This window comes from Sphingobium agrisoli, from assembly GCF_041877245.1.
Taxonomy (GTDB): Bacteria; Pseudomonadota; Alphaproteobacteria; order Sphingomonadales; family Sphingomonadaceae; genus Sphingobium.
Map to the genome: position 1 here is coordinate 48,011 of NZ_JBHDJI010000007.1, position 12,874 is coordinate 60,884.

Consider the following 12,874-nt stretch of genomic DNA (forward strand, 5'->3'; position numbering starts at 1 on the left):
GCGTCAGAAGCGCCGGGTGATGCCGAGATACAGCTCACGGTCGGGGCTGTCCCGGTTGAGGCCGAGATTGAGGCCGGCGTCGATCTGCACCTCGTCCGACGGCTGCCAGCCAATCGACAGGCCGGCCAGCGCCTGCGTGTTGTGCCCGGCCGGGTCGTCATCGCGGGTCAGCGCGGTTTCCAGCGACGCCGAAAGCTGATCGCTCAGGTCGATGCCGATACCCGCCACGCTGCCATAGGCTATGTGCCGACCGTCGCCATCCTCGTCCACCGCCGCGTCGATCTCCGGCGTCAGGCCCAGCGACAGCCCGTTCCCCAAATCGAAGCTCAGCGGCACCAGCAACCCCGCGCCCCAGTCGCCCGCGCCGATCGTGGATCCGCCCGTCGGCACACTGACATAGGGCATGACCGCGACCGAAAAGCCCGACCCGTCGGGATTGTGCAGATTTTGCCGCAGGGCAAGACGCACATCGCCCACCCCGTCGCTCCGATCGACCAGCCCGGTCATGCGATCGCGCGCCCGTTCATGCCCATAGGCGGTCCAGCCGACCTGCGCCTCCAGCGTCTCGGTCAGGCCAAAGCGCAGCAGCAGGTCGCCCGCCTCGACCGTATCGGTGCGGCTTAGCGCGTCCTTCTCGCGCGTCCAGTCGGCAAGGCCCAGTTCGGCCACCACCCGCCCCGGTGCCACCGTGCAGGGCGGCGTGCCGAGACCGGGGCGGTCGGCGCACAATTCCCGCTCGTCCTGCGCCAACGCCAGGGAAGGACAGGCGGCCAGCACCGCCGCGAGCATCATCGATCGGATAGTCATGACGCCCCTTACCCCGTCATTGGAAACAAGCCAGAAATAATCCTGCCGTCCGCTTGTTCCCGCGCGCCCTCTGGAGAGGATCGCCCATCCCGGCTATCCCCTCGCCCATGACCCAGAATCACCTCTATCTCGTCGACGGCTCCGGCTACATCTTCCGCGCCTATCACCAGCTGCCGCCGCTCACCAACCGGCACGGCCAGCCGGTCGGCGCGGTCTATGGCTATACGACGATGCTGTGGAAACTGGCCGAGGAACTGGGCCGGGCCGAGGGGCCGACCCATATGGCCGTCGTGCTGGACAAGGGCTCGCACACCTTCCGCAACGACATGTACGACCAGTATAAGGCGCACCGCCCGCCGCCGCCGGAAGACCTGGTGCCGCAATTCCCCATGATCCGCGACGCGACCCGCGCCTTCTCCCTCCCCTGCATCGAGGAGGCGGGGTACGAGGCGGACGACATCATCGCCAGCTATACGAAGGCGGCGGTGGCGCAGGGCTGGCACGTCACCATCGTCAGCTCCGACAAGGATCTGATGCAGCTGATCCAGCCCGGCGTCGACATGTACGACACGATGAAGAACGAGCGGCGCGGGGCGGACTATGTCGTGGGCAAATTCGGCGTCGGCCCCGAACTGCTGGGCGATGTGCTGGCGCTGATGGGCGACAGCGTGGACAATGTGCCGGGCATCCCCGGCATCGGTCCCAAGACGGCGGCGAAGCTCATCACCGAATATGGCGGCCTCGAAGCGGCGCTGGAGGCAGCGCCGCTGATGAAGAAGTCGAAAATGCAGGAAAACCTCATCGCCCATGCCGACATGGCCCGCCTGTCGCGCCGGCTGGTGGCGCTGCACGAGACCATGGATCTGCCCGAACCGCTGGAGGAACTGACGCTCAAGGGCATCCCCAAGGAGCCGTTGCAGGCGTTCCTGGAGCATCATGGCTTCAAGACTTTGCTCGGGCGCCTCGGGGCACCCGCAGCGGCGGTCGCGGTCGCGGCGGCGGCGGCGGCAATCACCGACGAAGCCGCCCCGCCCCAACCCACCTTCGCCGACGAACCCGCGATCGACCGCAGCCTCTATGAAACCGTGGTGACGGAGGACGCGCTCGACCGCTGGATCGCGGCGGCGACAGTGGAGGGCGTAGTTGCGGTCGATACCGAGACGGACATGCTCGACTGCGTGTCCTGCGGCCTGGTCGGGGTGAGCCTCGCCACCGGCCCGAACGCCGCCTGCTACATCCCGGTCGGCCATGGCGGCACCGACATGTTCGCCGAACGACCCCCGCAACTGGACAAGGCGCTCGTGCTTGCGAAGCTCAAGTCGCTGCTGGAGGACGACGCTGTCCTCAAGGTCGGCCAGAATCTCAAATATGACCTCACCGTCCTGCGCCGGCACGGCATAGAGGTCGCGCCCTATGACGACACCATCGTCATGAGCTTCGACCTCGACGCCGGGCAATCGCTCGCCGGCCACGGCATGGACGAAGCCGCGCGCGTCCACCTCAATCACCAGTGCATCAGCTTCAAGGATCTGGTCGGATCGGGCAAGAACCAGATCACGTTCGGCGAAGTCCCGCTCGACCGCGCCACCGAATATGCGGCCGAAGATGCCGACGTGACGCTGCGCCTCTGGAAACGCTTCAAGACGCGCGTCGCCAACGAAGGGGCGAGCCGCGTCTATGAACTGGTCGACCGCCCGCTGGTCGGCGTGATCGCCGGCATGGAGTTTGAAGGGATCAAGGTCGACCGCGAGGCGCTCTCCCGCCTGTCCGCCGAATTCACCGCCGGCATCGCCGCGCTGGAGACGGAAATCCACGAGATCGCCGGCCAGCCCTTCGCCATCGGATCGACCCAGCAGCTTGGCGCGATCCTGTTCGACAAGATGGGCTACAAGGGCGGCAAGAAGGGCAAGTCGGGTGCCTATTCCACCGATGTCACCATCCTCGAACAATTAAAGGCGCAGGGCGCGCCGATCGCCGCCAAGATTCTGGAATGGCGGCAATTGTCGAAGCTCAAATCCACCTATACCGACGCGCTTCAGGCGCAGATCAACAAGGATACGGGTCGCGTCCACACCAGCTATTCGCTGACCGGCGCGCAGACCGGCCGCCTGTCCTCGACCGATCCCAACCTCCAGAACATCCCGATCCGCACCGAAGTCGGCCGTCAGATCCGTCACGCCTTCGTCGCCGAACCCGGCAACGTCATCCTGGCGGCAGACTATAGCCAGATCGAACTGCGCTTGGCCGCCCATATGGCCGACGTGCCCGCGCTGCGCGAGGCCTTCGCGGCGGGCGAGGACATCCACGCCGCCACCGCCGAGCAACTCTTCGGCGAAGTCAACCGCGACACGCGCGGCCGCGCCAAGACGATCAACTTCGCCATCCTCTACGGCATCTCGCGCTGGGGCCTGGCCGGCCGGCTGGAAATCAGCGCGGACGAGGCGCAGGACATGATCAGCCGCTATTATGAGCGCTTCCCCGGCATCAGCGTCTATATCAACGAGACGATCGAGAAGGCCCGGCGATCGGGCTACACCGAAACCCTCTTCGGCCGAAAGACCTGGTTCCCGCGCATCTCCGCATCCATCCAGCATGAGCGCCAAGGCGCCGAACGCGCCGCCATCAACGCCCCGATCCAGGGCACCAGCGCCGACATCATCAAGCGGGCGATGGCAAGAATGGGACCGGCGCTGGCGGCGGCCGGCCTGCCGAACGTGCGGATGCTCCTCCAGGTTCACGACGAACTGGTCTTCGAGCTACCGGAAGCTGACGTGGACGCCGCCAGCACCGTGATCCGCCGGGTCATGGAAACGGCGGCGGAACCGATCGTGAAACTGAGCGTCCCGCTGGGCGTCGAAATCGGCACGGGGCCGAGTTGGGGCGCGGCGCATTGACGCTTTCATAACTTCCGTCATGCCAGCGAATGCTGGGATCTCACGTCCTTCTTCGGCAACTGGATCAATCGAACAATTCCTCCAGAAAGCTCTTCTTCCGCTTCCTCTGGAACCCCGGCCCATGGTCATAATGCCCGCGATCCGGGCGATAGCTCGGCGCAGCCGTCGATGGCGCAGGCGCGATCCCGCCTGCCGACCGCTCGATGATCTTGTCGAGTTCGCCCCGGTCGAGCCACACGCCGCGGCACTGGGGACAATAATCTATCTCCACCCCCTGCCGGTCCGTCATGGCGAGGCCGACATGACAGACCGGACAGAGCATGGCCGACACCTGAGCGGTGTCCCGCATCATTCGCGCTCGCCGGTCAGGCTCAGCAGCGCCTGGAACAGGTTGACGAAGTTCAGGTAGAGCGACAGCGCGCCCATCACCTGCATCTTCGCCGCCATTTCATGGCCGGCATAGACGAAATATTCCGACTTGATCCGCTGCACGTCCCAGGCGGTCAGGCCCGTGAAGATCACCACCGCCAGCATGGAAACCACCATTGCCAGCGCCGACGATCCGATGAAGACATTGATCAGCGCCGCCACGATGATGCCGATCAGGCCCATGATGAGGAAGCTGCCCATCTTCGTCAGGTCGCGCTTCGTGGTATAACCCCACAGCGCCATGGCGAGGAACATGACCGCGGCCGAGAAGAAGGCCTGCGCGATGCTCGCCCCGGTGAAGACCAGGAACAGGCTCGCCATCGACACGCCCATGACGGCGGAAAAGGCCCAGAAGGCCATGCGCGCGCCCGCCGTCGTCATCTTCTCGATGCGGAAGCTGAAGAAGAAGATGAACGCCAGCGGCGCGAAGATCGCCACCCACTTGAGCGGCGTGCCGAAGATCGCGGCGGCCAGCGCCGGGGTGTTGGCGATGGCGAAGGCGACGAGGCCGGTGATGACCAGGCCGACGCCCATATTGCGGAAGATACCCAGCATGTGCGCGCGCAGCCCGGCGTCGGTGTCGACCGACCGGCTGGCCCCATAGCCCGGCATACGAACGGGATTATTCACGGCAAGCTCACTCCATCCAATAGTTGGTTCGAGTGAGCCCGGTGCGGTCTCCCGCGACGCTGGAGTGGGGGCTGTAAGCGTCGCAAAACCTGCACCGAGCGCACTCGATGCGGTCCGACATCGCGACAGGATCAAGGGGGGAAAATCCATGTCGCCAGAGGGGCCCGGCCCGCATATGCTATATCGGAGGACCAACGCGGCGCTGCAAGGGATGGCGGCGACGGACACACTTTATTACATTTGCGGCGCCGCCCGCCGCAATAAACTCTGGACGCGCCTTCCCGAAGGAAGGCGCGTCCGGCGCGTCACACGAGCAGCAGGTCCGCGCTTACAAGCGCGTGATTGTTGTCGAGGATGATCATGAAGTCGGACCCGAGCGACCCGGCGACATTGCCGAGCAACGCCGTCTGCCCGCCCACGGTGGCGACGCGCAGCTGGCCCACATCGGTGAAGGCGGCGCTGCCCACGAAGCTGAACGCCTGCACGCCATCGGTGTTGAGGTCGGCGTCGACATTGCGCAGGTCGATGAGGTCGCCGGTCGCAAAGTCGGTGATATGGTCGGCACGGATGCCGGTGCGGCTCTCGAAATAGCTGTTATAGACGAAGCGGTCATTGCCCGCCCCGCCGGTCAGCAGGTCCGCGCCATTCCCGCCGATGATCACGTCCGCAGCGGCGCTGCCGACGATCCGGTCGTCGCCCGAATGGCCGCTGATCGACGCGATGCCGGTCAGCGTCGTACCGCTGAAGTCCAGCACATCGTCGGTGGTGTAACCGGATATGGTCACATTGGCATGGCCATCCGCCGAAATCAGCTCGACATTGCGGATCGCGGTCAGCCCAATGCGGACATTGTCGGCGGTGGCGAGGATGCTGTCGAAGTCCGCGCCGCCGTCGATCGCATCGAAGCCGCTGGCAAGGCCGATGCGGAACACATCGTCGCCCGACCCGCCGTTCATCGTGTCGGCGCTCAGGCCACCTTCGATGATGTCGTTGCCGGCGCCGCCCGACAGCGTGTCGAGGCCGCCCCCGCCCAGGATCACATCCGCCCCGGCGCTGCCGACGATGATGTCGTCGCCCGACCCGGCGTTGATCGCGGTGATGCCGACCAGCGATGTCGCGGAAAAGTCGAAATTGTCGGCCGCGCTGGTGCCGTAGATGGCGACATCGGCATGGCCGTTGGCGGAAATATTCTCGACCCCGGTGATCGAACTGAAGGCGAAACGGGTATTGTCGCTCTCTGCCAGCAGCCGGTCGGTGCCCGCGCCGCCATCGATCGCGTCGACGCCGCTCGCGCCGCGCATGAAGATCAGGTCGTTGCCCGCGCCGCCGTCGATGATGTCGTTGCCGGTGCCGCCGGTCAGCCGGTCATTGCCATCGCCGCCGCTCAGCCTGTCATTGCCCGATCCGCCGCGCAGCGCGTCGTTGCCGGCAAAACCGGTGAGCATATCGTTGCCGTCGCGGCCGATCAGCACGTCGGCGCCCGCCGTGCCCTTCAGGATGAAGTCACCGACCAGCACCGTGTCGGCGCGCGCCGACTGGTTCTGGATGCGGGTGTCGAGCGCCTGGCCGGTATCGGCCTCGTCGAACGCGGTTTCCGGCGTGCCGTAGCGGTCCTGCATATAATCGGCGAACGCCTTCTGCTCACCGAGCAGATTGGCCGACGATCCGGCATAGGTGTCGATCGTGGCGGTGGCGGTGAAGTCCAGCGCCTCGTCCACCGCCGCCGACAGCGTGCCATCGACCTGAACATAGCGGAAATTGCTGGCATTGGCCTTGAACAGATAGCCGTCGCCGCCATTGGCGGTGAAGTTGAGCACGATGCCCTGGATCAGCGCGGGGGCGTAGGCGTTGACCACGCCGTCCTCGGCGATGATCGCGACCTTGTTGCCGTCGGCATCGACCAGCGCCACGTCGCGCACCCGGCTGCCCGCCGCCGCGGTCGGATCATAGGAGAATTGCACACCGCCGATCTGGATGAAACCGCCATTGTTGGGCGCCAGCGCGTTGGGCGAATTGAGGATGTTGAGCAGCCCCTGCGCGGTCGTGTCGAACACCATCAGCTTGTTGTCGAAACGCAGCGCATTCTCGACGTCGAGCTGGCTCACCTCGCCGCCGGTCTCGGGTGGCAGCTTCACCACCGACACGCCATCGTCGCCATTGACGATCGTGCCGATCTGGGCGCGGATGCCCCCGCCATTCTTGATCGACACGATCGCGACATCGTCGGCCAGGCCCAGCGCCTTGCGCGCGGCGGCGGCGTTGGCGTCGGCCGACAGATTGCCCAGGTTCGTCTCCTGCGTGCGGACGGCCGAGCGCTCGCCCTCCAGATAGACGTCGGTATAACCATAGACATTGCCGTCCTTGGCGACGATCACCGCGTTCACCGCCTCAGTCAAATCCTGCACCTGCTCGCCGCGCGTGCCGTCGGCGAAGGCGGTGTCGCTGAGGTCGCCGTCATGGTCGTTCCAGGCATCGGCGACATTCTCGACCGTGGAGGCATAGGCCCCGTTGATCGGGACATTGTTGGTCACGCTGTCCATGATGATGTCGCCATTGGCGTCGAAATCGACGACCAGCCGGCCGAGATAGGTATATTCGCCGTCGGTGTTGACGATCAGCGTCGTCTTGCCGTCGGCATTGGTGGTGACGATCGGGTAGGTCTGGTCGAAATCGGCGCTGTGGCCGGGGAAGGCGACGGCGGTGTCGTCGGCGTCGCCGAACCGCGCATGGCTGCCACCGGCGATGATGATGTCCACGCCATGGAGCAGCGGCGCGAGCGCCAGTTCGTAGTGATAGTCCTGAAGGTGCGAGACCAGCACGATCTTGTTCACGCCCTGCGCGATCAGATCGTCGATCGCGACCTGGAGCTGGGCGGCGAGCAGCGCCATGTCGTTGGTCTCGCCATTCGCGCCGGGACCGGTCGGGAAGCCTTTGACCTCGGTGCCGCTGGGCGAGCTGATCTGCTCCAGCATCTGCGTCGTCGCGCCGACGAAGCCGATCGGCTCGCCGCCTTCGTAGATCACTGCCGACGGCGCGATCCGCCCTTTCAGGTCCGACGCTTCCTCATTGGCGAACGTACCCGTGCCCACCGTGTTGGTGAAGCGCGGGTTGAGATCGGCGTCGCCCGAAAAATCGAGATTGGCCGACAGATAGGCATAGTTCGCCCCGACATAGCCCGCCGCGCCCAGATTGGGCGAGATGGCGTCGCGCAGCACGCGCGAGCCAAGGTCGAACTCATGGTTGCCGATGGCCGAAAGCTGCACCCCGATCTGGTTCATGATCTGCACGTCGACCGCGCCGATCGGGATGTTGACCCCCGGCGCGAGCGAGATGGTCGATCCGCTCACCTGGTTGAGCACGCCCTTGATCGACAGGTCGGTGCCCGCCGCCAGGAACGGGCCGGGCAGGAACAGGTCGCCGCTCGCCAGCGTGATCGAATTGGCGTAATCATCCTCGAACGCATCCACCATCGCGGCAAGCAGATGGGCGGTCGAAGGGGCCAGTGCCCCGGCTTCAGCGTCGGAGAAATGCAGAAGCTGGAGCGTGAAGCGGCCGGTCTCGCCGGGCGATCCGATTTCGGCCGGGCTGTTTTCGGCGGTGAAGGCGCCGTTGGTCCCCGCGCTGCTGACGGTCGAAAGGGTGACGCCGTTCAGGCCCGCCGAATTGTCGAACGTGCCATAGGGGGCGGAAGACGGCGATGCGCCGAAGGCGACCGCCGCCTGCACCGCGCCGGCGCTGTCGAACAGCACGACGCCGTCGCCGCCGGTGCTCAGGCCAATGCCCGCGCCGCTGTAAGTGCCGATCTGGAGCCCCGCCGGCGCATAGCCGCCGAACCAGTTGCTGATGAAGGTCGAGACGATCGAGGCGGAGCTGGATTCGAGGAAGATGACCGATTCGCCCGCCGCGATGCTGGTGATGCCGGTCAGCGACACGGCATTGGCGAAGCTCGCCGAACTGTCGTCCATCTTCCAGCCGGTCAGGTCGACCGCGGTGTCGCCGAAATTGGTCACCTCGAACCAGTCGGCCCCGACCGGGCTGTTGCCGCTTGACCAGGGCGCGACCTCGGTGATGCGGATGGTCGGCTCGTTCACGTCGGTCACGGTCATGGTGAAGGCGACGCTGGCGTCGGGGGTGCCCCCCACGCTGCTGTCGTCCACCGTCACATTGACCGAATAGCTCGCCTTGGTCTCATAATCGAGCGTCACGCCGGCCTTGATGTAGAGGCCGCTGCTGTCCACCTCGAAATATTGGGCGTCCGCGCCCGTGACGGCGAGGGTGTTGGTGCCCAGGCCATCGTCGGTCACGACGATGCCGGCCACCTTGACGCGGTTCGTGGTGCTGCTGTTCTCGGCGATCGAGGTGATCTCGCTGGTCAGCCCGATCGCGGTCGGGGCCTTGTTGACCGGGGCGGGAACGCCGCCGACCGTGCCGGGCGATCCGATTTCGGTCGACGCGTTGGCCGCGACGAAGGCGCCGCGCGTCCCGGTGGCGCTCAGCGTCGAGATAGCGCCGCTCGCCCCCAGCCCATTGTCGAAGGTCGCGTAGGGCGCGCTGGCCGGCGAGCTGCCGAAGCTCACATTGGCCTGGAGCACGCCGCTGCTGTTGTAGATATTGACCGCGTCGCCGCTGGTGCCAAGGCCGATGCCGCTGCCGGTGTAGGTGCCGATCTGGATGGCGGCGGGCACATTGCTGCCGAACCAGAGCGACTTGAAGCTGTTGATGAGGGTCGTCGCGTCGACCGCGCTGCCCTTCTCGATGAAGATCACCGATTCGCCCGCGGCGATGCTGGTGACGCCGCTCAACGCCACGGCGGCGGAGAAGAGATTGCTGTTGTCGTCGACCTTCCAGCCGCTGATGTCGATCGCGGTGGAGCCGGTGTTGGTGATCTCGAACCAGTCGGCGCCCAGCGTCGAATTGCCGCTCGCCCAGGGCGCGACTTCGGACACGACCACCGTCCCGGCCGCGCTCTCGTTCACCACATTGGTGACGGCCAGGGTGTAGGCGACGCTTGCGTCGGGCGTATTGCCGACGCTCGTATCGTCCACCTCGACCGTGACGCTGTAGCTGGTCTTGGTCTCGTAATCGAGCGTCACGCCGGCCTTGATGTAGAGGCCGCTGCTGTCCACCTCGAAATATTGGGCGTCCGCGCCGGTCACGCTATATTGATTGTTGCCCAGGCCATCGTCGGTCAGCACCAGATCGGCGACCTTCACGCGGCTCGCCGTATTGGTGTTTTCCAGGATGGCGGTCAGCGCGTTGGACAGGTCGAGCGCGGTCGGCGCTTCGTTCTGGCCAGTGGCCGAATCGAACACCCAGAGCTGCGGATGGTCGAAATCGCCGCCGCCTTCCTCGCTCACGATGTAGATGCGGCCCTGCGCGTCCATGGTAATGCCCTCGACCGTCATCGCCTGAAGCGAAAGGCCGCTTTGGGTGAAGGGCGCGGTCAGCACCAGCGTGCTCAGGATATTGCCGGCGCGGTCGATCTCGACCACCTTGCCCGCTTCCTGGCTCAGGATCAGCAGCGTGCCTTCCTGCGATGTCCCCACGAAGGCGGAATTGCTCGAAAAGGCATAGACATCCGACAGGTCGGACAGGCCCAGCAAGGTCGGATCGAACAGGTTTGTGCCGTTGACCGTGGTCGACGACCCGTTGCTCGCCGTGCCGTTGTCGAAGTCGATCATCGTCTGAAAGATGCCGAGTGGGTCTTTTTCCTTCACGAAGATGAAGCCGCCGGTCAGCGGATCCCAGGTCAGCCCTTCCAGCCCGACATTGCCGATGTCGGTGCCCAGGTCCACCGTCTGCGCCGCGTCGCGGGTCAGCGTGCCGCCCGCCACATAGGTGAACTTCACCGCCTGACGCCAGCGTTCCTCGGCGAACACGAACTGGCCGTTGCCGATATAGGTGATCGTCTCGGTATCGTAGAATGTCGTGCCCTGCGGGCTGGAACCGGCCGCCAGCGTCATCGTGCTGACCAGCTCGCCGGTCAGGCTGACTTCGGTGATGGCGGTGCCGCCGTCGCCGATGATGAAGAGGGTGTTGCTGTCCCAATTATAGGTGACGCCGGATGATTCCTGCCCCAGCAGATTGCCGACAGGCGCGACCGTGCGCGTGGGTTCGGGCAGGTCGTAGCGGCCGATCATGACATAGGTCGACAGGTCGATGTCGATGCCCGGCGGCGGCGGCGCGTCGGCGAAGGTCGCGGCGGGCGCATCCACAGGCGCGGGAGTGAAGCTGCTGGCCAGCAGGGCGCCATAGTCGCTGATATTGCCATAGCCGCTCGCATTGCCATTCTGGGCGGGCGCGCCAGTTCCGCCGTTCGCCTTGGCGATCGGGCCGACCGGCCCCGTCATCGTATCGCTTCCGCCGGTCAGCAGGTTCGATTCATCGCCGCCAAATGCGACGCCGCCCAGATCCATAGCCATGTCAACGCTCCCAATCCCCGGCACGCAGCCCTCATGGCTTCACGCACCGCCCCAGAATATGCCGGAAGCAATCGAGCCGGGATCGGGACAAGTCTACTGGTCGCGCGGCAATCATGCCGCACGCTATTCCACCCCAGGCCCCGCTCGCGAATCGAATCGCCTTGCGGATGCAGTGGTTAAATTTCCCTTATGTATGTTTCATTACGGCCCCGGCCGCATTTATATTACCAAATATTGACCGACTGCCGCCCCATGGACGCTTTTACTTGCTCCTGGATCGCCAATATCCCCCCGCCGCCCCCCTTGCGTCCGTCCGCCGGTCGCGGCAGACCGGCGACAATGATCGACACCCCCGCCCGCGCGCCGATCGGCCACCCGGTCTATCGCGCCATGCCCGCCACCATCTTCGAACATATGTCGGCGCGCGCGCGGGAAACCGGGGCGATCAACCTGGGGCAGGGCTTTCCCGAAGGCCCCGGCCCCCGCGCGGTGCTGGAGGCGGCGGCCAACGCGCTGCTCACCCGCTCCAGCCAATATCCGCCCGCACCCGGCCTTCCCGAACTCCGCGCCGCCGTGGCGGACCATTATGCCCGCCACCAGCATCTCGACCTCACGCCGCCGGAAGTCATCGTCACCTCCGGCGCGACCGAGGCGATCGCCGCCACCCTGCTCGCGCTGGTGCGGCCCGGTGACGAAGTGCTTCTGCTCGCACCGCTCTACGACGCCTATCTCCCGCTGGTGGAGCGCGCCGGAGGCGTAGCCCGCGTCCTCACCCTCGCCCCACCTGACTGGCGCATCACGCGCGAGGCGCTGGCCGAAGCGATCACCCCCCGCACCCGGCTGCTGCTGCTCAACAACCCGGTCAACCCGACCGGCATCGTCCTGCGCGACGAAGAACTGGCCTTGCTGGCGGAAATCTGCGTGGAACACGACCTCATCGCCATCTGCGACGAAGTGTGGGAACAGCTCACCTATGACGGCCGCCGCCATCGCCCGCTGATGGCGTTCCCCGGTATGCGCGACCGCACGGTCAAGATCGGGTCGGCGGGCAAGATCCTTGCCGTTACCGGCTGGAAGGTCGGCTGGATGTGCGCCGCCCCGCCCATCGCCACCCTGCTCGCCCGCGCGCACCAGTTCCTGACCTTCACCACCCCGCCCAATCTGCAATGGGCGGTGGCGGAGGCGCTGGCCTGGCCCGATGCCTGGTTCGACGATCAGCGCGCCGCCAACCAGGCGTCGCGCGACCGGCTGGCGGCGGGGCTGACCGCCGCCGGCTATGCCGTGCAGCCCAGCGGCGCGACCTGGTTCCTGACGATCGACCTCCCCGCCTCCGGCATCCCGCTCGACGATGTCGCCTTCTGCGAACGGATCATCGCGGATGCCGGCGTGGCGGCGATCCCCATTTCCGCCTTCTACCCCCACGATCCCGTCGCCCATCTCGTGCGGCTCTGCTTCTGCAAGAGCGACGCGACCCTCGATCAGGCGATCGAACGCCTCGCGGCCTTCCGCGCCTCGCTCCTCTGACGCTTGGGGCGCGCCCAGGGCCGGCACGGCGACCAGCACCAGCCCCCGCTCTCATGGCGCAGGCGGCGTGACGGCGGATAGTTCGTTAGCTACCTAATGATATTTTACACCGCGTACAGCTGTCCAACTCGCTGTCCAACTTGCCCCCGCCGCCCCCCTCCGCTAAGT

6 protein-coding genes are annotated in these 12,874 nt (G+C 65.9%); 2 read left to right on the forward strand and 4 right to left on the reverse strand.

Features of this window, described 5'->3' with window-relative positions:
• Nucleotides 1–3 precede the first annotated feature (3 nt).
• Nucleotides 4–807: a transporter gene (locus tag ACETPF_RS12520; protein WP_373934830.1), complete on the reverse strand. Its 804-nt coding sequence runs from the start codon at nt 805–807 to the stop codon at nt 4–6.
• Nucleotides 808–914: 107 nt separating this feature from the next.
• Here ACETPF_RS12520 and polA point away from each other — a divergent pair, with 107 nt between their 5' ends.
• Nucleotides 915–3,701, forward strand: a complete 2,787-nt coding sequence (gene polA / locus ACETPF_RS12525; protein WP_373934831.1) for a DNA polymerase I — start codon at nt 915–917, stop codon at nt 3,699–3,701.
• A 64-nt stretch (nt 3,702–3,765) separates the two neighbouring features.
• Here polA and ACETPF_RS12530 read toward each other — a convergent pair whose 3' ends face one another.
• The 3 genes from ACETPF_RS12530 to ACETPF_RS12540 form a co-directional block, all read right to left on the reverse strand.
• Complete coding sequence (locus tag ACETPF_RS12530) at nt 3,766–4,050, reverse strand: TFIIB-type zinc ribbon-containing protein (RefSeq protein WP_373935054.1); 285 nt, start codon at nt 4,048–4,050, stop codon at nt 3,766–3,768.
• Nucleotides 4,050–4,742, reverse strand: a complete 693-nt coding sequence (locus ACETPF_RS12535; RefSeq protein ID WP_373935055.1) for a Bax inhibitor-1/YccA family protein — start codon at nt 4,740–4,742, stop codon at nt 4,050–4,052. The genes ACETPF_RS12530 and ACETPF_RS12535 overlap by 1 nt, the downstream gene beginning before the upstream one ends.
• Before the next feature lie 323 nt (nt 4,743–5,065).
• A complete protein-coding gene (locus tag ACETPF_RS12540; RefSeq protein WP_373934832.1) occupies nt 5,066–11,182 on the reverse strand; it encodes an SdiA-regulated domain-containing protein in 6,117 nt (2,038 codons plus the stop codon).
• 339 nt (nt 11,183–11,521) lie between these two features.
• Between ACETPF_RS12540 and ACETPF_RS12545 the strand changes: the two genes are divergently transcribed.
• Complete coding sequence (locus ACETPF_RS12545; protein WP_373934833.1) at nt 11,522–12,706, forward strand: aminotransferase; 1,185 nt, start codon at nt 11,522–11,524, stop codon at nt 12,704–12,706.
• The last annotated feature ends 168 nt before the right edge of the window (nt 12,707–12,874 follow it).